Source organism: Vibrio sp. 03_296, from assembly GCF_002265885.1.
The window spans coordinates 1-23,563 of the sequence record NZ_NPKW01000140.1 but is presented as its reverse complement, the minus strand read 5'-3'; the positions used below and the strand labels follow the sequence as shown (position 1 = coordinate 23,563).

The window sequence follows — 23,563 nt, the reverse complement described above, 5'->3', positions numbered from 1 at the left end:
TTAATTGTTTTTTGCCGAACTATAACAGTTGGTGATGTGTATTTTGTCAGTAAATTGTCACAACTCTTGTCTCGTTATTCGCCTCTTTTCACACGCACAAATTCCCGTCATTGAGGGTAGAGACGCGAAACATCATACTTTTTCACCCCATCTTGAAGGTGAGAAAAACGGACTTTCTCGGTATGATAGCACTCTGATTTCCCTAGCAAGAGCCATCCCCACGATGCAACACGACATTCGCGATACGTTACACCATATCTTTGGTTTTGAGACATTACGCCAAGGCCAACAACAAGTCGTCGATGCGGTACTGTCAGGCCATTCTGCGGCCGCCATTTTCCCAACCGGCTCAGGTAAATCTCTTTGTTATCAGTTACCCGCTTTGCACCTCCCCCACTTAACGCTGGTGGTCTCACCGCTCATTGCCTTAATGAAAGATCAGCTGGCTTTTCTGCATAGCAAAGGTATTGCGGCCGCAGCCATCGAATCAGGCCAAAGCAAAGAACAAACTCAGACGATTATGCAAGCGGTCAATGCCGGGGAAATAAAAATACTGATGATCTCTGTCGAGCGCCTCAAGAACGAACGTTTCCGACAGTTCATCGCCCAAGTACCGATTTCACTGCTCGTGGTCGACGAGGCGCACTGTATTTCTGAGTGGGGGCATAATTTCCGCCCGGATTACCTCAAACTTCCGAGCTATCAAGCGGCATTAAACATTCCACAAGTTCTGCTGCTGACCGCCACTGCAACTGAAAATGTGATAGCAGACATGCAACGCAAATTTTCCATCAACAAGGACAATGTGGTTGTCACCGGGTTTTATCGCGCCAATCTTGATCTCCACGTGACCCCTTGTCGCAATGAAGACAAAGCTGACGCACTGCTGAAAATAGTACAACAAGTCCCTAACGCCCCAACCATTGTCTATGTCACGTTGCAACAGACCGCAAGCCAAGTTGCTACCCTACTGCAAGACGAAGGCATACGCGCTTCAGCCTATCACGCAGGATTGGATAACGAGTTGCGCAGCACGATCCAAACGCAGTTTATGCAAGGCCAAGTGGACTGTATCGTGGCAACCATCGCTTTTGGAATGGGGGTAGATAAAGCCAACATTCGCCGAGTGATCCATTTTGACTTACCCAAATCGATTGAAAACTACGCCCAAGAAATCGGTCGAGCCGGTCGTGATGGCCAGAAGTCCGATTGCATCGTCTTGGCCAATCAAAGTGGGTTAAGCACACTGGAAAATTTCATTTATGGCGATACGCCTGAACGAGATGACATCAGCTCGGTGATCCAACAAATACAAGCCTCTGGTGAACGATGGGAGGTGATTATCGCCCGACTTTCTAACGATACCAACATTCGCCAACTGCCACTAAAGACACTATTGGTATACCTCGAAATGGCTGGCCTGATCGAACCCATGTACGCCTATTTTGCCGAGTATCGTTTCAAGTTTCTTCGTCCTGCCAGTGAAATTGTGCAGCGTTTTCAGGGTGAACGAGGCGCCTTTTTGCAGGCTGTTTTTGATTGTTCTCCACAAGCGAGGGTCTGGTGTCAAACCGATTTCGAGGCACTTTGGCATCGCTATCATGCCGAACGATCACGTTGTGTGGCTGCGCTAGATTACCTTCATCAACAAGGCTGGATAGAACTGGAAAGTAAGCAAATGACGGACGTGTTTGCGGTAAAGCCGATTGAGTATTCCACAGAAGATCTCACCGAACAGATTTATCATCTCTTCAAAAACAAAGAGCAAAGTGATGTCGAACGGATTCATCATATGCTCCACTTTTTTGAATCAGGTGACTGCCTCAGTCATAAGCTCGCGCGCTACTTTTCTGATCATAACGCACCACAGCAATGTGGCCACTGCTCAGCATGCCGAGGACACCAAGCCACTCTTCCTAAAGAAATGCTGACGGACATTCCTCAGCAAGCGCTTGATGAATGGATTGCTCAGTTGAAGAGTCAAACCTCACAGCCGCTGAGTGCAGAGCTCATCACGCGTTTCCTTTGTGGGATCAGCACACCTAAGCTCACTCAACTAAAAGCGAAAAAGTTGAAGGGATTTGCGCAGTTAGAACGCGCACCTTATGGAGAAGTACTCGCACTTGTCAGTAAACGACGCTAATCAGACCTAGGGAAACAACAATACAAAGCGATTAGAGCAAGCTGAGTTGCCGGGCTTGCTCTTCTGGCTTAAGCATCACACTAAGCCCTAGTAAGCGAATTTCACGCCCCTTTTGACGTTGAAGAATGTCCTGCAACAATTCTCGGAAATAGGCCAGTTCGAGCTCATGGTGAACATGCTCTATCGTCGTCAATTGAAAGTCGGCGAATTTCATTTTGATCCCTTGCTTAATGATCGCTTTTTCAGGATTGGCTTTTTCTAAACGAATGGCCAGCTCGGGAAACAATTTCTCTTCGATCACTTGCCAACATTGTTCATATGTCACAATGTTTTGCGTAAAAGTGCGTTCGACTCCAACTGATTTCCGTTCTCGCTCGACGATCACCTCTCGCTCATCAATACCATGGCTGCGCTGCCATAGCGACGCCCCTAAACGGCCAAATCGCTTGAGTAACTGACGATAATCACTGTTTTTCACATCTTGGCAAACGTACAAACCCGCTTGGTTCAACTTCTCTAAACTCACTTTGCCAACCCCAGGGATTTTTTGTAAAGGCAAAGTATCAATCACACTCTGAACTTGCTCTGGTGGAATCACAAACTGGCCATTCGGTTTGTTCATGTCCGAGGCCACTTTGGCGAGAAATTTAATCGGAGCAACGCCTGCCGAGGCCGTGAGTTGCAGCTCATTCCAAATGTCACGACGAATCGCTTCGGCAATTAAGGTTGCCGAACCATGACATTGCGTGGAATCCGTTACATCCAAATAGGCTTCGTCGAGCGAGAGTGGCTCAATCAAGTGAGTGTAACGTGAGAAAATACTGCGAATGTGCGTTGAAACCTCTTTGTATACCTGCATTCGCCCAGGCACAACCAGCAAACTAGGGCACTGTTTAAGCGCTTGTGCCGTTGGCATCGCACTTCTCACGCCAAACTTACGCGCTTCATAATTACAGGTACTGATGACCCCACGCTGCTTTTCGTGCCCTCCAACCGCCAGAGGTCGACCGCGGAAATTGGGGTTATCACGCATCTCTACTGCGGCATAGAAGCAGTCCATATCGATATGGATGATTTTTCGCATTTGCGTAGACATACAACAACACAATTAATAACTGGATAAAAACACAGTATACAGACAAATGGGACATTCTCAATCGCTCTCTATCGCCACTAATGAATCCGTATGCATGTCGTTATTTTGAGATTCAGCCCAATTAGCAAACAAAAAAATCGCTTATTTGTGGCAACTTTGTTAGTCCTACATATTATTTATGTTAGTTGTTAATAATGGTCCGGAGGCCTCTTCCTTGGGTAATAAAATACTAGTTGTAGAAGATAGCCGAGCCTTTCGTAATTACCTCCAGCAACAACTCTCCCAAGCGGGATATGACGTTTTTGCGGCAGAGAATTTAGCTGAAGCGCAAACTTTCCTTGCAGAAAATCACGAGTTTCTTTGCGCCGTTTTGGATTATTGTCTGCCGGACGGTCAAGATGGTGAAGTGATTGATCTTGCGTTACATCACCAGCAAAAAGTGATCGTCCTAACGGCCATGTTTAGCGAAGAGATTCGCTCTAAAGTGCTTGCCAAAGGGGTTTTGGATTACATTTTGAAAGACAGTATGGCGTCAGTTTCTTACCTGTTGCCTCTAATTAAACGCCTCACTAACAACCGTCAGCATAAAGCATTGGTGGTTGACGATTCCAAAGTGGTGAGAAAACACATTACACAGTTACTGGAACACCAATATATAGAAGCACTGGAAGCGGAAAATGGCACTCAAGCGCTCGAGGTCCTGAAACAACATCCCGAAGTGACGTTTGTGATCACCGACCACGACATGCCAGAAAAAGACGGCATCACCATGATTCGTGAAATTCGCGTACATACCGATAAGAACAAGTTGGCCATTTTGGGGCTGTCTGGCAGCGACGATCGAACGATGACTGCACGTTTCTTGAAAGCAGGCGCGAATGACTTTCTCTATAAGCCCTTTAATCAGGAAGAGTTTTTCTGCCGTGTCCATCAAATACTCGACATGAAAGAAGCAACGAATGAGCTCTATCGTATGGCGAACCAAGACGCACTCACTGGGCTCTGGAATCGGCGCTATCTCTTTGGACAAGAGTGCAAAGGCTGTGAGTTGCGCCATATTGCGATGCTTGATATCGACCATTTCAAAAAAGTGAATGATACCTATGGCCATGATGGTGGCGATATCGCCTTAAAGACTGTCGCTAACATTCTAAAAATTTACTTCCCCAATGAAGTGGTGGTACGATTTGGTGGCGAGGAGTTTTGTATCCAATCCTGTCAAAGTTACGACGACTTTGTCACTCGCTTAGAGCACATGAGGCAGCGGGTCGAAAAAACCACCATTACACACAAAGAGCACAACATTCATATTACCATCAGTATTGGTGTAGCCTCTTTGCAAGATGAGCTCGAAAATCAAATCAAAGAAGCCGACGGCTACTTGTACCAAGCCAAAGCCAACGGGCGAAACCAAATAGTTAGCCGATAAAGAAAACGCCCGATGCGGGCGTTTTTCATTTTAAGCGATGCGGTCTTTGTCCCACTGAGCCAATTTTTCCGCTCGCGCGGCTTCACGTGCTTCGCGTTTTTTACGCGCATCACAGGGTTCAGGGCAGTTACACACTTTTTCAATGCCAACAGCACCCAAACCGCCACAGCTTCCCTTCACCACCTTTTTCTGAAAGATGTAGCCCACTGCCATCGCGGCAATCACGGCAACAAACACACCAAAGGTAATTAGAAATGTACTCATATCAACAAACCTATATCACTTATTGATTCTTCAAATATGGCTTATACGCATCAGAAGCGATTTCTGTAAAGCCATCATCTGTTTTCACGATCATTAGCACTGGGATGCCATTTTGATTAGCGATCTCAATGCCTTTTTCTTCGCCCAACACCATTAGACCGGTTGCAAGACCATCTGCTGTCATCGAGGATTTGTCTAACACGGTGACAGAAACCACTTTATGGTTAATTGGCATGCCTGTTTTTGGATTAATGATGTGAGAATAACGAATACCATCACGCTCAAAGTAGTTACGGTAATCACCAGAAGTCGCGATCGCCATATCGCCCGGTTCGATAATATCTTGGATAGCGCGCTCTTCTACCGACGGTTTTTCAATCGCGATACGCCAAGGCACACCCTCACGGTTAACCCCTTTTAAGCGAATTTCACCGCCGATTTCGACCATGTAGTTTTGTACACCTTGAGATTGAATATAGTCTGCAACCACATCAACGCCCCAACCTTTCGCGATCGTCGACAGATCCACATAGAGATTAGGCAAGGTTTTGATCAACGTGTTATCGACAACCGACAAATGCTCAATGCCTGTTTGTGCTTTACGCTCAGCTAAATCCTCAGCACTAGGCACAACATCACGGCGCGCTTCAGGACCAAATCCCCACAGGTTAACCAAAGGCCCAACGGTGACATCCAATGCCCCCAAGGTCAAATGATTGAGACGAATCGCTTCCTTAACAACGGTGGCCGTTTGTTGTGAAACCGCAAACGGCGCAGAATCACGAGACTGATTAAAACGGCTCAATTCAGAGGTTTTTCGGTACGTTGACATCTGGTCGTTAACTTCTTCTAACAAGCGATCGATCTCTTGCTGAAGCACGTCTGGTTTTGGCGAACCTTCTTGAGCGATGTATTTGATATTGTATGTCGTGCCCATCGTTGGGCCGCTAAGATGTACCTGCTCTGCGGGCTTTTCGCAACCAGCAAGCACCAATAGAGAAGCAAAAGCAACAAGCCACTTTTTCACTTGTTAAACTCCTATTGTTATTAAATGGATATGGAAAATAGGTTCACGGTTAATACACCGATTTTCTATGGCCATTTGGCGCACTATTCAAAAAAGAATAGCGAGGAAAAAAAAGAATGGCTGGCTCCTACGAGCCAGCCATAGTTTCAATGGGTTAGATGAAATTAACCACCGAAGTCATCCAGTAGGATGTTTTCATCTTCTACACCGAGATTTTTCAGCATGCCAATAACAGCCGCGTTCATCATCGGTGGACCACACATGTAGTATTCACAATCTTCTGGTGCATCGTGATCACGCAGATAATTTTCGTAAAGCACATTGTGGATGAAGCCTGTGTAACCATCCCAGTTATCTTCTGGAAGCGGATCAGACAGTGCACAGTGCCATACGAAGTTATCATTCTCAGCCGCTAGGCCATCGAAATCTTCTACGTAGAACATTTCACGCTTAGAACGCGCGCCGTACCAGTAAGACATCTTACGCTTAGACTTCAAACGCTTAAGTTGGTCAAAGATATGAGAACGCATAGGAGCCATACCTGCACCACCACCGATGAAGACCATTTCTGCATCAGTGTCTTTCGCGAAGAACTCACCAAATGGACCAGAAATCGTACACTTGTCACCTTCTTTTAGTGACCAGATGTAAGAAGACATCTGACCCGGTGCTACGTCTGGGTTATTTGGCGGCGGAGTCGCGATACGTACGTTTAGCATGATGATGCCGAACTCTTCAGGGTAGTTCGCCATTGAGTATGCACGGATGATGTCTTCTTTTACGATAGACTCGTAACGGAACAGGTTAAACTTGTCCCAGTCACCGCGGTACTCTTCTGGTACGTCGAAATCTGCGTATTTAACGTGGTGAGCTGGTGCTTCAATCTGGATGTAACCACCAGCACGGAAAGGTACTGATTCGCCATCTGGAATTTGTAGCTTAAGCTCTTTAATGAATGTTGCTTTGTTATCGTTAGAGATAACCGTACATTCCCACTTTTTAACGCCGAAGATTTCTTCTGGTAGCTCGATATCCATGTCTGTTTTCACAGCCACTTGACACGCTAGACGCTCACCTTCACGCGCTTCACCTTTAGTGATGTGATCCAACTCAGTTGGAAGGATATCACCACCACCGCTCTTCACTTTTACGCGACACTGACCACAAGAGCCACCGCCACCACAAGCAGAAGAAACGAATACACCTGCACCAGCTAACGCGCTTAGTAGCTTGCCACCTGGAGAAGTAACGATCGACTTATCTGCGTCGCCGTTGATAGAAATTGTAATGTCACCTGTTGGTACAAGCTTAGACTTAGCGAAAAGAATCACTAGTACTAGAGCCAGTACGATCAGAGTAAACATCACGACACCAAGAATAATGTCCATTGACTATTCCTTAATTGTTGCGGTTTACCCGACTTACAGTTGAACACCAGAGAAAGACATAAAGCCTAACGCCATCAAACCTACAGTGATAAAGGTAATACCTAAACCACGTAGACCAGGAGGTACATCTGAGTACTTCATCTTCTCACGGATACCTGCAAGGGCCACGATCGCGAGCATCCAACCCACACCTGCACCGAAACCGTAGACTACAGATTCAGCGAAGTTGTAATCACGTTGTACCATGAAAGATACACCACCGAAGATGGCACAGTTAACTGTGATCAGCGGTAGGAAGATGCCTAGCGCGTTGTACAAAGGCGGGAAGAAACGGTCAAGAATCATCTCTAGAATCTGTACAAGTGCCGCAATTACACCGATAAAGGTGATGAAGTTTAGGAAGCTCAGATCCACGCCTTCGACCAGCGCGTTTTCTTTAAGTACTAGGTTGTAAACCAAGTTGTTTACTGGTACGGCGATGGTCAATACCACAACTACCGCAACGCCTAGACCGAAAGAGGTCTTTACTTTCTTAGATACCGCCAAGAAGGTACACATACCCAAGAAGAAAGACAGAGCCATGTTCTCGATGAAAATCGATTTAATTAACAGACTGATGTAATGTTCCATGTTGCCCTTACTCCTTCGCTTCTACTTGCTCTGGTTTGAACGTACGGATCGCCCAAATCATGAAGCCGATTAGGAAGAATGCAGATGGCGCTAGAAGCATCAGACCATTTGGCTGATACCAACCACCATTGTTCACTAGTGGTAGTACTTCCATACCAAACAACTTACCGCTACCGAATAGTTCACGGAAGAAGCCCACAGTAATAAGAACAAAACCATAACCAAGACCGTTACCAATACCGTCGATCAATGATGGAACGGGTGCAGATTTCATCGCGAACGCTTCTGCACGGCCCATTACGATACAGTTAGTAATGATAAGACCTACGAATACCGATAGCTGTTTAGAGATATCGTACAAGTAAGCTTTCAAGATCTGGTCTACCACGATTACTAGAGATGCGATGATCGCCATTTGAACGATGATACGCACACTGTTAGGAATGTGGTTACGGATTAAAGAAACAAAGAAGTTAGACAATGCAGTTACAAACGTTACCGCTAGTGTCATAACAAACGCTGTTTCTAGTTTGGTAGTTACTGCAAGCGCAGAACATACACCAAGAACTTGTAGCGCGATTGGGTTGTTATCCAATACTGGCGCAAGAATGCTCTTTTTAATGTTTTGTGCACTAGACATTAGTTCAGGCCTCCGTCACGAACTTTTGCTAGGAATGGACCAAAGCCCATATCACCTAACCAGAAGTCAAATGTGTGTTGAACACCGTTACTAGTTAGTGTCGCACCTGACAGGCCGTCAACACCGTGCTCAGAACCAACTGGCGCACCACTTTTCACTACCTTGATAGCTGGTTTGTGGTTTTCGTCAAACAGTTTCTTGCCGACAAACTGTGCACGCCAAGATGGGTTTTCAACTTCACCACCCAATCCCGGAGTTTCACCCTGCTCGTAGTAGGTGATACCTGATACTGTGTTACCATCGGTTTCAACTGCAACGAAAGCGTACATCATTGACCAAAGACCGTTACCGTGAACCGGTAGAATGATCTTAGAAATGCTGTCGCCATTTTTCACAAGGTACACAACACCTGTATTTGCACGACGTAGAATTTTCGCGTCATCTTGCTCAGCGGTCAGTTTGATAGACTGTGCAGGATCTTTCGCGGCTTTGCGTTGGTCATACGTTGCTGCATTACCATCAACAAAGTCGCCTGTTGCGAAATCAACCAGACGTGGTTCGATGTACTGAGCAAAAAGCTCTGGTACTTTCTTACCTTTGCTGTCGATACCAGCTACTTCGATGATCTTGGATTGCTTATCCAAAACAGCGTTAGCTTTTTGCTGGTCACGCAGACCGACTGCTGCTGTTGATACGATGATTGAACAAACAAGGCTCAACCCGACAACAACACCCAGCGTCTTTTTAATGCTGTCATTACTTGCCATAGCGTGCTTGTCTCCGCTTGATGTTCTTCTCAACCACTAGATGGTCAAACAGTGGTGCAAACAGGTTCGCGAATAGAATCGCCAGCATCATACCTTCTGGGTATGCTGGGTTAACAACACGAATCATGACACACATTGCACCGATAAGAATGCCGTACCACCACTTACCTTTGTTGGTAAATGAAGCCGATACTGGGTCGGTTGCCATGAAGAACATACCGAATGCAAAACCACCTAAAACTAGGTGCCAGTGCCATGGCATGCTGAACATTGCGTTAGTATCAGAACCGATCACATTGAACAGTGTCGATACCACGATCATACCGATCATTACGCCGGCAATGATGCGCCAAGATGCGATTCGCATGTAAACGATCATTGCTGCACCGATAAGCAGTGCAAGCGTAGAAACTTCGCCGATTGAACCAGGGATGTTACCGATGAACGCGTCTAGCCACGTGATTGGCGCGCCAGTCACTGTGTTTACTAGTGCACTGTTGCCGCCTTGAGCCCACTGGCTTAGCGCAGTTGCACCAGAGAAGCCGTCTGCTGCTGTCCACACTACGTCACCCGAGATTTGTGCTGGGTAAGCGAAGAATAGGAAAGCACGACCTGCTAACGCTGGGTTCAGGAAGTTACGACCAGTACCACCAAAGATCTCTTTAGCAACCACAACACCAAAGGTAATACCTAGCGCTGCTTGCCATAGAGGTAGCGTTGGAGGAACGATCAATGCGAAAAGGATCGAGGTTACGAAGAAACCTTCGTTAACTTCGTGCTTACGCACCATACAGAATAGCACTTCCCAGAAACCACCAACGAGGAATACCGTTGCGTAGATTGGTAGGAAGTAGGTTGCACCTAGCAACATCTTACTACCCCAGCTTGCGTCAGCAGAAATCGTTCCGCCCAGCATCTCGGTTAGCCAGTAGTGCCAGTTACCTGCAATGATTTGTACCAGTTGATCACCAGCGTACATGTAGTTTAGAGCCGCGATAGCTTGGCCACCAGCGTTGTACATACCCCAGAACATTGCTGGGAACACTGCAAACCAAACCATGATCATGATGCGTTTTAGGTCAACGCTATCACGAACGTGTGAGCTCTTTTTCGTCACCAAACCTGGCGTGTAGAATAGCGTTGCCGCAGCTTCGTACAGAGCAAACCATTTTTCGTGTTTGCCGCCTGGTTCAAAGTGGTGTTCGATGTCTTCAAGAAACTTCTTAAGGCCCATGAAACTTACCCTTCCTTCTCAATTGTATTCAGGCAGTCACGCAGCAGTTGACCGTACTCGTATTTACCTGGGCATACAAAGGTACACAATGCTAGATCTTCTTCATCCAGTTCTAGCGCACCCAGTGCTTGAGCACTGTCAGTATCGCCTGCACATAGATCGCGAAGCAGCAGAGTCGGTTCCATATCAAGAGGCACTACACGCTCGTAGTTACCGATTGGAACCATTGCACGATCACTACCGTTTGTGGTGGTTGTCATATTGAACAACTGACCTTTAAACAAGTGACCAAGGAAAGAACGGGTTACAGAGAACTTGTTCTTACCAGGCGTAGCCCAGCCAAACAGTTCTTTGTCACGACCTTCACGCAGAACAGAAACCTGCAGGTGGTAACGACCCAAGTAAGCGTGAGGACCTGTGGCATGAGTACCAGTCAGTACTGAACCAGAAATCACACGAACTTCGCCTGGCATCATTTCGCTGTCGGTTAGCTCATCCAAGCTTGCACCCATGATGGTACGAACTAGACGAGGGTTATTCACAACAGGACCCGCTAGAGAAACAACACGGTCAGTGAAAAGTTCACCAGTTAGGAACAACTGACCAAACGCAATCACGTCTTGGTAGTTGATGCTCCATGCCACGTTGCTTGCATTCACTGGGTATAGGAAATGCATGTGGGTACCCGCTAGACCAGCTGGGTGTGGGCCGTCAAATACGTGCTCTTCCACATTAGACTGAGAAGAACGAGGTAAGCTCGTACCAGATTTACAAACGTAAACCTTCTCTTCTGTTAGGGCTGAAAGCACATCCAAACCAGCAACAAACGCTTCCGCTTGTTCATTGATGATCAACTCTGGCTTCGCTGCCAATGGATTAGTATCCATTGCGGTAACGAAAATCGCTTTAGTTGTCGATTCAATTGCTGGAACCTTGCTGAACGGACGAGTACGTAGAGCGGTCCAAAGGCCAGATTCAACCAACTGAGTTTTGATCACTTCGCGATCAAGACCTGCTAGTTGAGAGGCTTCAAACTTATCAAAGGTCACTTGCTCGTCGCCTGCGGCTTCAATCACTACAGATTGAAGTACACGCTTCGCGCCACGATTCACTTCGATAACTTTACCACTCACTGGAGAAGTAAATTTCACGCCTGGGTTCTTTTTGTCTTCAAAAAGAACTTGGGCTTTCTTCACTTCATCACCAACGCGAACATGCATCGTAGGACGCATGCCAACGTACTCTTCGCCAAGCAAGGCGACTTTTGTGATGGATTTACCATCATTAATCACCTGGGAAGGAGCTCCTGCGATAGGAAGGTCCAAACCCTTCTTTATTGTAATCATACGCACTTGCACTACTTTTATCGGGAAAAAGATTCTTTATGATTGCGTAACTTTTAGACACGACATCAGTGTCCGGTTTTGGCGATGTTTTAAACGCCAAAATCGCAACATCCTATTAAAAATCGCTTCACAGTTTAGTGGAGAGATTTATCAGGTGCGATAGTTTAGCATCTTTTCCAAACGCGATGCCATGACCAATAAACGCATTAGCCGTATTATTTGGAAAGAATTGATAGATATAGGCTAACTATTGTTCATAACTTTGACACGTCGCACAAATGGCCCAAAACCATCGTGCCAGATGAATAGGTGAGATTCATAGTTTGAAACATCCTATTCATTCTGTTCATTTGTTGAAACAGTGTTAACGCATTTCTTAACCAAATTTGTCACGCAATTTGTCGGTTTTGTACACATAGAAAAAAAGATGGCTTGACCATCTTTTTGAATAGAATAACTGAAAATTTAACACTTCAGGTTAGAAATTGCTCAGTGGTTGGTACCACCCATACACATTGGGCTATCTGGCGCGCCATCTCGCTGTAGCTTCCATTCCTGATCAGTATAGGTATGAATCGCCAAAGCGTGGATGTTATTTTCCAGCTCATTCGCCAATGCTTGATTCACTAAACGATGTCTGGCGATCAATCTTTTACCTTCAAAAAGATCGCTCACCACAATCACCTTGAAGTGACTTTCCGAACCCGGTGGTACATTGTGCATGTAGCTCTCATTCACCACACTCAAGTGACTAGGTTCAAATGTATTGTGTAATTTTGTCTCTATGATTTCTTGAATCATATTCAAACCCTCTCTACTCACCGACTTAAAAAGTATAAGTCGAACCAACGTGAAATTTCTTACACACACTTAAATAACAGCCATCATTCTAACAATGTCTCACTACTTAGACGAAGATCCCTGAGTGTTTTTTGCTAGCTGTGCCTATCTTGTTTGCTATCCTTCTGCGAGAATATCGTTAAAACTCAATGAAACAAACACCATTGTATGAAAACCGAACTCAATCTCTTTGACCGACAACTCACCCTATTCAGATACCCAAACAACGCCAATGAAACCCTGCAAGCATGGGACGCGGGCGATGAATACTTGATCAATTATGTGGAAGAGTTGGCCTTAGACACCCCACAGAATATTCTTATCCTGAACGATCACTTCGGCGCTCTATCATGCTGGTTTTCTGCTCAACACCAAGTCACTATGATGAGCGATTCTTTTATCTCTCAGCAAGGGACAAAAGAAAATTTACAACGAAATCAATGCCGTGAAGTAAAGCTACTGACAACGCTAGACGCAATTCCAGTAGAGACCAATTTGGTGTTATTTCAACTTCCCAAAAACAACCGTCATTTGACTTGGCAGTTAACTCAATTGCGGAAAACGCTCTCACCAGACGTCCCAGTGGTCGCCGTGAATAAAGCCAAAGAAATCCATACCTCAACCCTCAAACTGTTTGAAAAGTACCTAGGGACCACAAAAACCTCCCTTGCTTGGAAAAAACATCGTCTCGTTTTTTGCCAAGCAGACTGTGCGCAAATGAATGACATCAGCCCAGTGACTCGTTGGAATGTTGAAGAACACAAGATGACACTCAACAACTTGCCAAACGTCTATTCTGGTGAGAGTCTCGATTTGGGCGCGCGTTTTATGCTCGAGCACATCCCGCAAGATGAGAACCTCAAGCACATTATCGATTTAGGCTGCGGTAACGGGGTGTTATCCGTCAAAGCCGCGCAGCTCAACCCGAAGGCGAAGTTAACCTTGGTGGATGAAAGCTACATGGCCATTGAGTCCGCTCGCCTCAATTTACAAGAAAATGTCACAGTGCCAATAGATGCTGAGTATATTGCCAATAACTGTTTGGACGGGTTTGCTGGCGAGATCGCCGATCTGATTTTATGCAACCCCCCTTTCCATCAACAACAAGCGATCACGGATCACATTGCTTGGCAGATGTTTTGCGACTCCAAACGCGTCCTTAAAAGAGGGGGAAAACTGCAGGTGATTGGTAATCGCCACCTTGGTTATGATGGCAAACTCAAACGCCTTTATGGTGACAAGAATGTGAAATTAGTCGCTTCTAATAGTAAGTTTGTGATTTTACAGGCAACTAAATAGCCTGCTAGTTTTAATTAAAGACAATCTTCACTTTAATATACGTTTACGTACAGCCTCTGCTGCTAGAAAAGGAATATACGATGAAAAAATTGGTTTTAGCTGCGTCTATCGCACTACTTTCTGCTTGTTCAGCCCCTCAACCAGAACAACTTAATCTTGCACCAACCGCAACGTTAAGCACAAATCCAATGGTGCAGAACAAAACGTACAGCATGACCAGTAAAGATGTACGTGCAGCGCAGTACGTAGCGCTGATCGACAGTGGCCGTTCGAACATCCTACCGCTACACGCTAAACAAAACATGCGCATTACGCTTGAAACCTTGCTGCAGCAGCAGTTCGCGTCACAAGGCTACAAAGCAGATTTAAACAGCAACAACCTGATCAGTCTTGAAGTTCAAGAAGCATTGGTCAATGTAAAGCATTCCGTAATGGAAAACGAAATGGACGCAAAAGTGATTCTAGAAGTCACCGCAGAAACACCCAAAGGAAAGCTAGTCAAAACCTATAACGGTGCAGCAAGCCGCAGTGGCATGTTAAGTGCCTCAGATCAAGAAGTGGAAAAAGTGCTAAATGACGTGATCACATTGGTACTTGCTGAGATTGCCAATGACCAAGAACTGCAAAGCTACATGAAGGAACGTTTCTAATGCTCAAAGTTATCTGTGCTTCACTCGTACTCACGAGTAGCCTCGCCTTGGCTGGGCCAAAAGTTGAATTCGAAACCTCTCTGGGGAATTTCACTGTTGAGTTAAATGAAGAAAAAGCGCCGATTAGCGTCGAAAACTTCGTAAAATACGTGAAAGATGGCAGTTACGTAGGTTCTCAATTTCACCGTGTCATTCCAGGTTTTATGGCACAAGGTGGTGGCTTTGATGAGAAAATGAATCGTCTACCCAGTTACGCACCAATCAAGAACGAAGCAAGTAATGGTCTGAAGAACGTGACGGGCTCTATCGCAATGGCTCGAACTCAAGATCCTAACTCCGCGACACGACAATTCTTTATCAACTTGGTGGATAACGAGTTTCTCGACTATGACCTACAACCTCCAGGTTACGCCGTTTTTGGTCAAGTCACCGAAGGGTTTGACGTCATTCAACAGATGGCGAGCAAGCCGACAAAAAGCCAAGGCTACATGAGAGATATTCCCGTGGAACCTATCGTGATCACCAAAGCCACACTGCTCCCATAAATATCCTCGCCCTTTGCAATGCAAGGGGCGTATTCTACTAACTACAAGGATAGGTTATGTCTTCATCACCAACAGTTTCATGGCGTGAAACTGTACAAAGTTATCTTGATCGACGCTTGCTATGGGTTTTTATGCTGGGCTGTTCCAGTGGTTTCCCGTGGGTGCTCATTGGCTCAAACATGTCTGGCTGGCTAAAAGATGCGGGGTTGACGCGTGCTGCTATTGGCTACTTTGGCAGTGTCTTTGCTGTGTACGCCATTAACTTTCTTTGGGCACCTTTGGTAGACCGAGTAAAGCTTCCTTTACTTCATCGCTCTTTGGGTCAACGCCGCAGTTGGATATTTCTCTGCCAATCCTTTGTACTGATTTGTACTTTGTTGATCGCGGGAGTCAATCCGGCCAACAATCTCATGCTGACGTCAGCACTTGCACTTGGCATCGCCATCGCGTCAGCAACACAGGATATCGCTATCGACGCTTTCCGTATCGATACCTTCCCGAAATCCGATTCATCCAAACTGCCACAAGCATCGGCGATGGCCGTTATTGGTTGGTGGACGGGTTACTCTTTACCGGGTTACCTCGCCTTTATCAACGCCGATTCAATCGGCTGGAACGGCGTGTATTATGGCATGGCGGCCATTGTCGCGCTCTTGATGATTTTTACGTTACTGGTTGGCGAGCCAACCACACGCCGAGAGCAATTGCAACAAGAGGCCGAACAGCGCCACAACCAATTGGTGGGTTCCAAAGTGGTCGCATGGTTGACGGTCACCGTGGTCGAGCCTTTCCTTGATTTCTTCAAGCGCAATGGCGTCCGAGTGGCACTGACTCTACTGCTCTTTGTCTTCTTGTTTAAGATTGGTGAAGCGTTCTTAGGCCGAATGTCGATTACGTTCTATAAAGAAGTGGGCTTTAGCAACGAACAAATTGGCTATTACTCTAAGTTGTTGGGCTGGGGCATCACCATCTTCTTTACGCTGGTTGGTAGTATGATCAACGTGAAGTTTGGCATTGTTCGCGGTCTAATGATCGGCGGCATCGCCATGGCAGCCAGTAACTTGATGTTCGCTTGGATGGCAGAAGTTGGTCCGAATGAAAACCTGTTCTTGGCGACGTTGATTGTCGACAACTTTACCTCTGCGTTTTCAACCGTTGCGTTTGTCTCCTTCTTAACCATGGTGACCGGGCAAGCCTTCTCGGCAACGCAGTACGCTCTGCTGGCATCGCTCGGTAACTTTGGTCGAACGACCTTAGCCTCCTTTAGTGGTGAGTTGGTTGACTACTTGGACAACTGGTCTGTGTTCTTTGTTATTACGGCTCTGATGGTTATCCCAAGCTTGATCATGCTCTATTCGCTGCGTCATTACTTCCACGATTTGCTTGAAAAAGCGAGAAAGGAATCGAGCGAAGAAGAGCCAAAACCTCACGACAACATCGACGCACCACAAAGTTAAAGCCACTTCGTGTGCGTGGTTCCTTCACGAAAAAGGCTTGCATTGGCAAGCCTTTTCTCGTTTGATGCATTCTCATTTTGAAGGCAGCGCTGTTCTTCTCTGGTTAAGGGTAAAGTCCTTTACCAAACAAATTAAAGACTCTGGCCACCCCTTGGGTAAAAATCAGTGGGTCTGTCAGCACGGTTAGGCACAAGCAACCTTCCCCAGTTTTGGTTTTAGGACTGTGCTTCACACTGGCGTCACGCTGCATGAAATCACCCTGCTGATATTCACCATCTTCATCACTAAAACTGCCATGCAGCACCAGCGTCGTTTCCAACCCTTTATGGGTGTGTTGCGGGATCTGAACACCTTCGCTGATGTACATCAGATTCACTCTTGCCTCTTCACCAAAGTCCAGTTGTGAACTGAACACCTTGCCACCGTAGCTGCGCCATTCCGACATCAGGTCTGCATAGCGGCAAAGTGTCTGTGGAAGAACAAAACGTTTCCCCTTCACCTCAATGTGTCTCGGTTCGTAGACCTCTCGTGCATCTTCTTTCACATCACTTTGAACAATGTCATCAAACATCGCATCAAACAGCGACAGAGCACTCATTTCATCTTGCTTCTCAGAAGCAAAATGTTGCGCTTGCTCGCCTTCAAATTGAGCAACCAGATCTCGACAATCAGGGCAAACTTCTAGATGCGTTGCAACGACTAAACCAGAGACAGCATCAATTTCTCCACTTGCGTACGCCTGTAGCAACATGTTGTTAGGATGTGTACTCATAATTTATCCGCCTGCATTGTGTGTCTAAGCTTTTCTACTGCCAATCTCAATCGTGATTTAACGGTACCTAAAGGAATGTCGAACATTTCAGCAACCTGCTGGTGGGGTAAGTCTTCTATATAAACAGCCTGCAGAACATCTCGCTGGGCCTTGGGTAAACAATCCAAAAAACGCATAACCTGCTCTTTGAGCATGTCTTGCTCTGGGCTATAGCGTTCAACAAGATCTAAAGGATAGTAATCTGACGGCCAAATATCGTCCGCGTGAATGTGCAAATCCTTACCGCGCTGCTTCCTAAGTAAGTCAAAGCACAGATTACGGATGATGGTGTAGACCCAAGTCGACAGCGCACTTTTCTCAGAGTCAAACAGATGCGCTTTATGCCACACTGTTGTCATGGTTTCCTGCACCATTTCCATGGCAACTTGCTCATTGCCAACATGTTTAAACGCAAACTGTTTTAACTTGGGCGCAAAGTGTTGAAACACGACGGCAAATGCTTGCTTGTCTTTGTCTTTCACTTTCGCCATGCACTCGGCCCAGTCTTGCTTAGACATCGAGCTAGGGCTGTTCGCTACCGGAGTCCGCATAACTTATCCTTTTTGTCGCCGACTTTACTTAAACTTACCCTGATACGTATTCCACAGAAAAACGATCATCAGATCCTACAAATTATTTGCCATTTAATTCAGTTTAGCCTTTCCCTCGCCTGAAGACTTCTCGACTACTTCAGACAAAAAGCGCATCGCCGCATCACAGTTTTGCGTTCCTGCCAAATGGTCAAATTGTTTGACTGAGAGCGGTAATATCTCAAGCCAACGTCTTGCCACCCAATTGGCGTCTTGGTAGTCACTTTCAGGATACAGCTCACCAAGCTCTGGAAATTGACGGTGGACCAGCTGTAATTGGTCGCCAATGTATTTCTGAGGGGCCTTGAGCTCAATGGTTGGCCACTGTGTCAATTGCTCCACCGAAGCTATGCGCAGGCCATCTTCCTCAACACGGACTTGTTTGATGGTGAAGCGTTGTAATCCCAACACCGTAATCCCCAGCAATCCATCCGACAATGAATCAAAATCAATAATTTTGACTTCTGTACCAAGCGACGACAACCGGCTTGCCCCACCACTACTATCGACCAAGCACATACCAAAGCTGATATTTTGTTCACAGCACTGCTTCACCATTCGTTGGTATCTAGGTTCAAAAATACGAAGTTTCATTTTTCCATCCGGCAAAACCGTCGAACTTAACGGAAAAAGCATTAACTCTCTCATAATCACCCCGCTTAAAAATCACGCTACTTTATACGCGCAAACCTTTACCTAGATCACATTCCCTCCACGCATTAACAAATTACATACAGCTCTCAGTTTCAACAAAATCACAAATGCATCTAGATTTATAGCAAAAGAAAAGTTCCCAACTTTCGATTCAAAAGGAGATCTACATCACTCAAATTGATGAAAAATTGCACTCAAGTCACTTTTATTTGCGATTTAAATCGCTATGATGCGCGCAAATCGGATAACACGTAGCGCAAGGATTAGCGTCTAAACACCGTTACAAATATAGAGAGTTCCCCTTATGCGTAAATCACTATTAACTCTTGGTCTGTTAGCAGCAACTTCAGCACCAGTAATGGCCGCTGACTACTCAGATGGCGATATCCACAAAAACGATTACAAGTGGATGCAATTTAACCTAATGGCTGCAATCGATGAGCTGCCAGGTGAATCTTCACATGATTACCTAGAGATGGAATTTGGTGGTCGCTCTGGTATTTTCGACCTATATGGCTACGTTGATGTGTTCAACCTTGCGTCAGACAAAGGCAGTGATAAAGCTGGCGATCCTAAGATCTTCATGAAGTTTGCTCCACGTATGTCTATTGATGGCCTGACAGGTAAAGACCTATCTTTCGGTCCAGTTCAAGAATTATACGTTGCAACTCTATTTGAGTGGGACGGTACTGATTACAAAACTAACCCGTTTTCTGTAAACAACCAAAAAGTTGGTCTTGGTTCTGATGTGATGGTTCCATGGTTAGGCAAAATCGGTCTAAACCTTTACGGTACTTACGATGGCAACCGCAAAGATTGGAACGGTTTCCAAATTTCGACCAACTGGTTTAAACCTTTCTACTTCTTCGAAAACGGTTCTTTCATTTCTTACCAAGGTTACATTGACTACCAATTTGGCTTGAAGTCTGAGTACTCAACTGCAAGCAGTGGCGGTGCAATGTTTAACGGTATCTACTGGCACTCAGATCGCTTTGCTGTAGGTTACGGCCTTAAAGGTTACAAAGATGTTTACGGTATCAAAGACACTGACGGATTCAAGTCAACTGGCTTTGGTCACTACGTAGCAGTGACTTACAAGTTCTAATTGAACCTCCTAAGTTCTGTATAAATGGCGCCTGTTGGCGCCATTTTTATTTGCTTTCCTTATTTCCCTCATTATCCTTGCAGCAAACCTTATTACTGAGAGTGTTTGGTGAATATCCTCATTTTAGGCCCGGGAGCCGTTGGCTCACTTTGGGCGACAAAACTCAAACTCGCAGGGCACAATGTTACATTGTGGGGAAGACGCGATATACCTGAGCAGCCGTTGCAACTAGATGACTCATCAGTCATGACGTTTAAACATCGTCACCAACCCTCTTTGCAAAGTGCTGATCTCATCTTGGTCACAGTGAAAGCATGGCAGGTGATGGCAGCGATTGAGCCTTTATTGCCACACATCCACTCAGATACCATCATCCTGCTGATGCACAACGGCATGGGAACCGCATCTCAGGTTGAAGAGAAGCTCGCGCACAACCCAATCGTTGTCGCAACCACCACTCATGGCGCGTATAAGCCCCATTCACAGCAGGTCTTACACACCGGACAAGGCATCACGCAGTTGGGTGGTTTTAATGCACAAGGTGCGCAATGCGAGTTCCTTCAAGCGGTGCTCGATCACGCCTTACCGTCTGTCACATGGAATCCCAATATCCAACAGGCACTTTGGACCAAACTGGCCATCAACTGTGCCATCAACCCGTTAACAGCGATTCATCAATGTAAAAATGGCGAGCTGGCCGATGAGAGGTTTCATCAACGGCTTGAGCGCATCACTCAAGAGTTGGTCGACGTTATGGTCAAAGAAGGGATCGAGGTTACTTTCGATACCTTACAGAAAACCATCATGAACGTGATTCATGCAACGGCGGAAAACTATTCCTCGATGCACCAAGATGTTTTCCATCAACGCCGCACTGAAATCGACTTTATCACTGGATATTTGTTGCAAGCGGCGCATAAACACCAGATTGATGCAGCGGAAAACGCTAAACTTTATCAACACATCAAACAGATTGAACAAAGCTGGACAGAACAATGAAGAAAAAAATCTTAGTGCCTATTGCTTGCGGTACCGAGGAGATGGAAGCGGTAACGGTCATCGATATGATGGCGCGAGCAGGTTATGAAGTCACGGTCGCCAGTGCCGATTTTGATGGCAAGCTGACCCTAACAGCCTCTCGTGGCGTTATCCTCGGCGCACAATGTCGCTTGGTGGATGTGGCCGATGAACAGTTCGACGTCATTGTTCTCTCCGGCGGTGTCGCGGGAGCGGAAACCTTCCGCGATAGCCCAATTCTGATTGAGATGTTAAAACAGCATATGTATGAAGGAAAACTGGTCGCTGCCATTTGCGCCGCCCCCGCACTGGTTTTGCAACATCACAATCTCTACCCTCAAGCCATCATGACTTGCCATCCGAACTTTATGTCTCATATTGCCGAGCAAAACTGGCGTCCTAAGCGCGTTACTTACGATGTGAACCACAATCTTCTTACCAGTCAAGGGCCCGGCACTGCGCTGGAATTTGCGATGGAAATTATCATCTTACTTTCTGGCAAACAGCACGCGCGCCAAGTGGCAGAACCTATGGTGACAGTGCCTGTACTCAACTACCACAAATTGAGTGATGAGTAATGTTTGACGTTCAAGCCATTCGCCAACAATTTCCTGCATTGGCGCAACAAGTTAATCAAAATGAGCTGGTCTACTTAGATAGTGCGGCGACAACACAAAAGCCGCAGTGCGTGATTGACGCAATCACCCAGTATTACAGCAGCCAAAATGCAAACGTTCACCGCGGCAGCCACAGTTTGACCGCCAGTGCGACCAGCCAATTTGAGGCCGCCCGCGAATGCGTCGCTCATTTTATTGGCGCACAAAGCAGTAAAGAGATTATTTGGACACGTGGCGCAACCGAAGCGCTCAATTTGATTGCTCAAACTTACGCCCGAAGCACCCTTCAAGTTGGCGATGAAATTCTCGTCGGCGAAATGGAGCATCACGCCAATATTGTACCTTGGCAAATGGTAGCTGAGCAGACGGGCGCCAAAGTGGTCAAAATCCCCATGACCGCAGACTGTCAGTTGGACATTGAATCGCTTAAAACACTGATGAATGAGCGGGTTAAGATTGTTGCGGTGGCTCAAACCACCAACGTCACGGCCACTCGTCAACCCATCGAGTCCATCATCGAGTTGGCCCATCAACACGGCGCCATTGTGGTGGTGGACGGCGCTCAAGGCATCGTTCACGAACCTGTCGATATGCGCACATTGGACGCCGATTTCTATGTATTTTCCGGCCACAAACTCTATGCGCCCGCTGGAATTGGCGTGCTTTACGGCAAACTGGCGCTGCTGGAAGCCATGCCACCATGGCATGGAGGCGGTAAGATGGTGGAAAAAGTGTCGTTTGAGAAAACCACCTTTTCAGCTCTACCGGGGAAGTTCGAAGCAGGGACACCCAATGTCGCGGGTGCCATTGCGCTTGCTAAGGCAATAGAGTGGTATCAAGGTTTTGCTCGAGACGAGGTGGAAGCGCACTTGCACCAACTTCAATCGGCCACATTTCGAGCACTCAGTGGGATGGAGGATATCCGTGTGATCGGATACCAAAATAACGCTTCGGTGATTACTTTTGTCATGGATGGCGTTCACCATCAAGACATTGCAACGCTGCTCGATCAGCAGGGTATCGCCGTGCGAGCGGGCCATCACTGCGCCCATCCTCTCATGGATGCGTTAGGTGTCAAAGGCACCGTCCGAGTCTCTTTCGCCATTTATAACACCATGGAAGATGTGGAGAAGTTGATTGCTGCGTTAGAGAAAGCGGTGGATATGCTTTAAAGAAAATAGGCTTAGATTTTCAATGTCTTGGCCTGTTTTTCTTCACTGATGTTTTTCACCTCACGTTGGGACTCTCCATCTCCTCCATTCGCTGTCAAATGGATCCCCGCGTTCGCGAGGATGACGAGCAAAAGCGAGGCGAGTAAGCACAAGCGAGGGCAGTAATAAATTTTGCCACTGTCTCTATCCGTCATTCCCGCGCAGGCGGGAATCCATTCCTCAGCATGCGCTGAACGCACGCTTTTCATTGGTTTAATCGATTCAAAAACATCCATTCGCTTTAAGATGGATCCCCGCGTTCGCAAGGATAACGAGCAAGAGCCAAGGGCGGTAAGAAATTTCGCCACTTTCGATATCCGTCATTCCCGCGCAGGCGGGAATCCATTCCTCAGCAWRCGCTGAACGCACKCTTTTCGTTGGTTTAATCGATTCAAAACATACCTCTCTCGCTTTAAGTATGGATCCCCCGCGTTCGCGAGGATGACGAGCAAAAGCGAGGCGAGYAAGCACAAGCGAGGGCAGTMAGAAATTTTGCCACTGTCTACATTCGTTATTCCCGCGCAGGAGGGAGTCCATTCCTCAGCAAGCGTGAACGCACTCTTTTCGTTGATTTAATCGGTTCAAAAACATCCATTCGCTTTAAGATGGATCCCCGCGTTCGCAAGAATGACAAACCAAATGAGAAACGTCAGAAAAGCAAAAGTGGTGAGAAATAATAAAGAAAAGGAAACGCTGGAAGAAATCAGAATTGTCAGCACAGCACATCAGCGTGCGAAAACCAACATGGATGCTCGCTACGCCCTCCGGGACGTAAACTAGCTCGCGATATTCTTAATCTGCTC

At 46.4% G+C, this 23,563-nt stretch carries 24 protein-coding genes; 10 read left to right on the top strand and 14 right to left on the bottom strand.

What is annotated here, in order from left to right; translation table 11 throughout:
* The first annotated feature begins 223 nt into the window (after positions 1-223).
* Complete coding sequence (locus CIK04_RS18030) at positions 224-2,143, top strand: ATP-dependent DNA helicase RecQ (RefSeq protein WP_097352141.1); 1,920 nt, start codon at positions 224-226, stop codon at positions 2,141-2,143.
* Positions 2,144-2,174: 31 nt separating this feature from the next.
* On the opposite strand, the gene dinB is transcribed toward CIK04_RS18030, so the two are convergent.
* Positions 2,175-3,239: a DNA polymerase IV gene (dinB, locus tag CIK04_RS18025; RefSeq protein ID WP_097352140.1), complete on the bottom strand. Its 1,065-nt coding sequence runs from the start codon at positions 3,237-3,239 to the stop codon at positions 2,175-2,177.
* Between the two features lie 214 nt (positions 3,240-3,453).
* On the opposite strand from dinB, the gene CIK04_RS18020 reads away from it, so the two are divergent.
* Positions 3,454-4,668, top strand: coding sequence for a response regulator (locus CIK04_RS18020; protein ID WP_026060776.1), 1,215 nt, complete (start codon positions 3,454-3,456; stop codon positions 4,666-4,668).
* 30 nt (positions 4,669-4,698) lie between these two features.
* On the opposite strand, the gene nqrM is transcribed toward CIK04_RS18020, so the two are convergent.
* The 9 genes from nqrM to CIK04_RS17975 all read right to left on the bottom strand — a co-directional run bounded on the left by nqrM (position 4,699) and on the right by CIK04_RS17975 (position 12,765).
* Positions 4,699-4,932, bottom strand: a complete 234-nt coding sequence (nqrM, locus tag CIK04_RS18015) for a (Na+)-NQR maturation NqrM (RefSeq protein WP_011079734.1) — start codon at positions 4,930-4,932, stop codon at positions 4,699-4,701.
* 19 nt (positions 4,933-4,951) lie between these two features.
* The gene (locus CIK04_RS18010; protein WP_017788884.1) at positions 4,952-5,959 is read right to left on the bottom strand and encodes an FAD:protein FMN transferase; all 1,008 of its coding nucleotides are present in this window, start codon (positions 5,957-5,959) and stop codon (positions 4,952-4,954) included.
* 164 nt (positions 5,960-6,123) lie between these two features.
* On the bottom strand, positions 6,124-7,347 hold the full coding sequence (gene nqrF / locus CIK04_RS18005; protein ID WP_011079732.1) for an NADH:ubiquinone reductase (Na(+)-transporting) subunit F: 1,224 nt from the start codon (positions 7,345-7,347) through the stop codon (positions 6,124-6,126).
* Positions 7,348-7,380: 33 nt separating this feature from the next.
* The gene (gene nqrE / locus CIK04_RS18000; RefSeq protein ID WP_011079731.1) at positions 7,381-7,977 is read right to left on the bottom strand and encodes an NADH:ubiquinone reductase (Na(+)-transporting) subunit E; all 597 of its coding nucleotides are present in this window, start codon (positions 7,975-7,977) and stop codon (positions 7,381-7,383) included.
* 7 nt (positions 7,978-7,984) lie between these two features.
* Positions 7,985-8,617, bottom strand: coding sequence for an NADH:ubiquinone reductase (Na(+)-transporting) subunit D (locus CIK04_RS17995; protein WP_011079730.1), 633 nt, complete (start codon positions 8,615-8,617; stop codon positions 7,985-7,987).
* Positions 8,617-9,384, bottom strand: coding sequence for a Na(+)-translocating NADH-quinone reductase subunit C (locus CIK04_RS17990; protein WP_097352139.1), 768 nt, complete (start codon positions 9,382-9,384; stop codon positions 8,617-8,619). The genes CIK04_RS17995 and CIK04_RS17990 overlap by 1 nt, the downstream gene beginning before the upstream one ends.
* On the bottom strand, positions 9,374-10,618 hold the full coding sequence (locus tag CIK04_RS17985) for an NADH:ubiquinone reductase (Na(+)-transporting) subunit B (RefSeq protein ID WP_097352138.1): 1,245 nt from the start codon (positions 10,616-10,618) through the stop codon (positions 9,374-9,376). The genes CIK04_RS17990 and CIK04_RS17985 overlap by 11 nt, the downstream gene beginning before the upstream one ends.
* Positions 10,619-10,623: 5 nt before the next feature.
* Positions 10,624-11,964, bottom strand: a complete 1,341-nt coding sequence (locus CIK04_RS17980) for a Na(+)-translocating NADH-quinone reductase subunit A (RefSeq protein ID WP_038969774.1) — start codon at positions 11,962-11,964, stop codon at positions 10,624-10,626.
* A gap of 489 nt (positions 11,965-12,453) precedes the next feature.
* On the bottom strand, positions 12,454-12,765 hold the full coding sequence (locus CIK04_RS17975; protein WP_097352137.1) for a BolA family transcriptional regulator: 312 nt from the start codon (positions 12,763-12,765) through the stop codon (positions 12,454-12,456).
* A gap of 207 nt (positions 12,766-12,972) precedes the next feature.
* Here CIK04_RS17975 and CIK04_RS17970 point away from each other — a divergent pair, with 207 nt between their 5' ends.
* The 4 genes from CIK04_RS17970 (at position 12,973) to CIK04_RS17955 (ending at position 16,755) form a co-directional block, all read left to right on the top strand.
* A complete protein-coding gene (locus CIK04_RS17970) occupies positions 12,973-14,103 on the top strand; it encodes a methyltransferase (protein ID WP_097352136.1) in 1,131 nt (376 codons plus the stop codon).
* Between the two features lie 80 nt (positions 14,104-14,183).
* Positions 14,184-14,753 (top strand): YajG family lipoprotein, encoded by a 570-nt coding sequence (locus tag CIK04_RS17965; protein ID WP_017420225.1) that lies wholly within the window; start codon positions 14,184-14,186, stop codon positions 14,751-14,753.
* Positions 14,753-15,298 carry a peptidylprolyl isomerase gene (locus CIK04_RS17960; protein WP_011150989.1) on the top strand — a complete coding sequence of 182 codons (546 nt, stop codon included), beginning with the start codon at positions 14,753-14,755 and terminating at the stop codon, positions 15,296-15,298. Before CIK04_RS17965 ends, CIK04_RS17960 begins: the two co-directional genes overlap by 1 nt.
* 56 nt (positions 15,299-15,354) lie before the next feature.
* Positions 15,355-16,755, top strand: coding sequence for an MFS transporter (locus tag CIK04_RS17955; RefSeq protein ID WP_017420227.1), 1,401 nt, complete (start codon positions 15,355-15,357; stop codon positions 16,753-16,755).
* A 103-nt stretch (positions 16,756-16,858) separates the two neighbouring features.
* Here the strand turns inward: CIK04_RS17955 and CIK04_RS17950 are convergent, their stop codons facing one another.
* From CIK04_RS17950 to CIK04_RS17940, 3 genes are all read right to left on the bottom strand, one after another.
* Entirely contained in the window at positions 16,859-17,527 is a 669-nt protein-coding gene (locus CIK04_RS17950) for a ChrR family anti-sigma-E factor (protein WP_097352135.1), read from the bottom strand.
* Positions 17,524-18,117 (bottom strand): RNA polymerase sigma factor, encoded by a 594-nt coding sequence (locus CIK04_RS17945; RefSeq protein ID WP_045627798.1) that lies wholly within the window; start codon positions 18,115-18,117, stop codon positions 17,524-17,526. The genes CIK04_RS17950 and CIK04_RS17945 overlap by 4 nt, the downstream gene beginning before the upstream one ends.
* A 93-nt stretch (positions 18,118-18,210) precedes the next feature.
* Positions 18,211-18,804 carry an LON peptidase substrate-binding domain-containing protein gene (locus CIK04_RS17940; protein ID WP_176463369.1) on the bottom strand — a complete coding sequence of 198 codons (594 nt, stop codon included), beginning with the start codon at positions 18,802-18,804 and terminating at the stop codon, positions 18,211-18,213.
* A 310-nt stretch (positions 18,805-19,114) separates the two neighbouring features.
* Between CIK04_RS17940 and CIK04_RS17935 the strand changes: the two genes are divergently transcribed.
* The 4 genes from CIK04_RS17935 (at position 19,115) to csdA (ending at position 22,721) form a co-directional block, all read left to right on the top strand.
* The gene (locus CIK04_RS17935; RefSeq protein WP_039545722.1) at positions 19,115-19,915 is read left to right on the top strand and encodes an outer membrane protein OmpK; all 801 of its coding nucleotides are present in this window, start codon (positions 19,115-19,117) and stop codon (positions 19,913-19,915) included.
* 108 nt (positions 19,916-20,023) lie between these two features.
* Positions 20,024-20,914, top strand: a complete 891-nt coding sequence (gene panE, locus CIK04_RS17930; RefSeq protein ID WP_176463368.1) for a 2-dehydropantoate 2-reductase — start codon at positions 20,024-20,026, stop codon at positions 20,912-20,914.
* The gene (locus tag CIK04_RS17925; protein ID WP_097352133.1) at positions 20,911-21,510 is read left to right on the top strand and encodes a DJ-1 family glyoxalase III; all 600 of its coding nucleotides are present in this window, start codon (positions 20,911-20,913) and stop codon (positions 21,508-21,510) included. Before panE ends, CIK04_RS17925 begins: the two co-directional genes overlap by 4 nt.
* Positions 21,510-22,721, top strand: coding sequence for a cysteine desulfurase CsdA (csdA, locus tag CIK04_RS17920; RefSeq protein WP_097352132.1), 1,212 nt, complete (start codon positions 21,510-21,512; stop codon positions 22,719-22,721). Before CIK04_RS17925 ends, csdA begins: the two co-directional genes overlap by 1 nt.
* An 11-nt stretch (positions 22,722-22,732) precedes the next feature.
* Here csdA and CIK04_RS17915 read toward each other — a convergent pair whose 3' ends face one another.
* Positions 22,733-22,969 carry a hypothetical protein gene (locus tag CIK04_RS17915; protein ID WP_128824637.1) on the bottom strand — a complete coding sequence of 79 codons (237 nt, stop codon included), beginning with the start codon at positions 22,967-22,969 and terminating at the stop codon, positions 22,733-22,735.
* Positions 22,970-23,563 lie beyond the last annotated feature (594 nt).

Excerpts from the sequence above, each read along its gene's own strand:
- dinB (WP_097352140.1), bottom strand. The coding sequence starts at position 3,239 with ATGTCTACGCAAATGCGAAAAATCATCCATATCGATATGGACTGCTTC.
- CIK04_RS17945 (WP_045627798.1), bottom strand. The coding sequence starts at position 18,117 with ATGCGGACTCCGGTAGCGAACAGCCCTAGCTCGATGTCTAAGCAAGAC.
- nqrE (WP_011079731.1), bottom strand. The coding sequence starts at position 7,977 with ATGGAACATTACATCAGTCTGTTAATTAAATCGATTTTCATCGAGAAC.
- CIK04_RS18030 (WP_097352141.1), top strand. The coding sequence starts at position 224 with ATGCAACACGACATTCGCGATACGTTACACCATATCTTTGGTTTTGAG.
- CIK04_RS17965 (WP_017420225.1), top strand. The coding sequence starts at position 14,184 with ATGAAAAAATTGGTTTTAGCTGCGTCTATCGCACTACTTTCTGCTTGT.
- CIK04_RS17925 (WP_097352133.1), top strand. The coding sequence starts at position 20,911 with ATGAAGAAAAAAATCTTAGTGCCTATTGCTTGCGGTACCGAGGAGATG.
- CIK04_RS17940 (WP_176463369.1), bottom strand. The coding sequence starts at position 18,804 with ATGAGAGAGTTAATGCTTTTTCCGTTAAGTTCGACGGTTTTGCCGGAT.
- CIK04_RS17915 (WP_128824637.1), bottom strand. The coding sequence starts at position 22,969 with ATGAAAAGCGTGCGTTCAGCGCATGCTGAGGAATGGATTCCCGCCTGC.
- CIK04_RS17950 (WP_097352135.1), bottom strand. The coding sequence starts at position 17,527 with ATGAGTACACATCCTAACAACATGTTGCTACAGGCGTACGCAAGTGGA.
- CIK04_RS17990 (WP_097352139.1), bottom strand. The coding sequence starts at position 9,384 with ATGGCAAGTAATGACAGCATTAAAAAGACGCTGGGTGTTGTTGTCGGG.
- CIK04_RS17985 (WP_097352138.1), bottom strand. The coding sequence starts at position 10,618 with ATGGGCCTTAAGAAGTTTCTTGAAGACATCGAACACCACTTTGAACCA.
- CIK04_RS17975 (WP_097352137.1), bottom strand. The coding sequence starts at position 12,765 with ATGATTCAAGAAATCATAGAGACAAAATTACACAATACATTTGAACCT.
- csdA (WP_097352132.1), top strand. The coding sequence starts at position 21,510 with ATGTTTGACGTTCAAGCCATTCGCCAACAATTTCCTGCATTGGCGCAA.
- nqrF (WP_011079732.1), bottom strand. The coding sequence starts at position 7,347 with ATGGACATTATTCTTGGTGTCGTGATGTTTACTCTGATCGTACTGGCT.
- CIK04_RS17995 (WP_011079730.1), bottom strand. The coding sequence starts at position 8,617 with ATGTCTAGTGCACAAAACATTAAAAAGAGCATTCTTGCGCCAGTATTG.
- CIK04_RS17955 (WP_017420227.1), top strand. The coding sequence starts at position 15,355 with ATGTCTTCATCACCAACAGTTTCATGGCGTGAAACTGTACAAAGTTAT.
- CIK04_RS17980 (WP_038969774.1), bottom strand. The coding sequence starts at position 11,964 with ATGATTACAATAAAGAAGGGTTTGGACCTTCCTATCGCAGGAGCTCCT.
- CIK04_RS17935 (WP_039545722.1), top strand. The coding sequence starts at position 19,115 with ATGCGTAAATCACTATTAACTCTTGGTCTGTTAGCAGCAACTTCAGCA.
- nqrM (WP_011079734.1), bottom strand. The coding sequence starts at position 4,932 with ATGAGTACATTTCTAATTACCTTTGGTGTGTTTGTTGCCGTGATTGCC.
- CIK04_RS17960 (WP_011150989.1), top strand. The coding sequence starts at position 14,753 with ATGCTCAAAGTTATCTGTGCTTCACTCGTACTCACGAGTAGCCTCGCC.
- CIK04_RS17970 (WP_097352136.1), top strand. The coding sequence starts at position 12,973 with ATGAAAACCGAACTCAATCTCTTTGACCGACAACTCACCCTATTCAGA.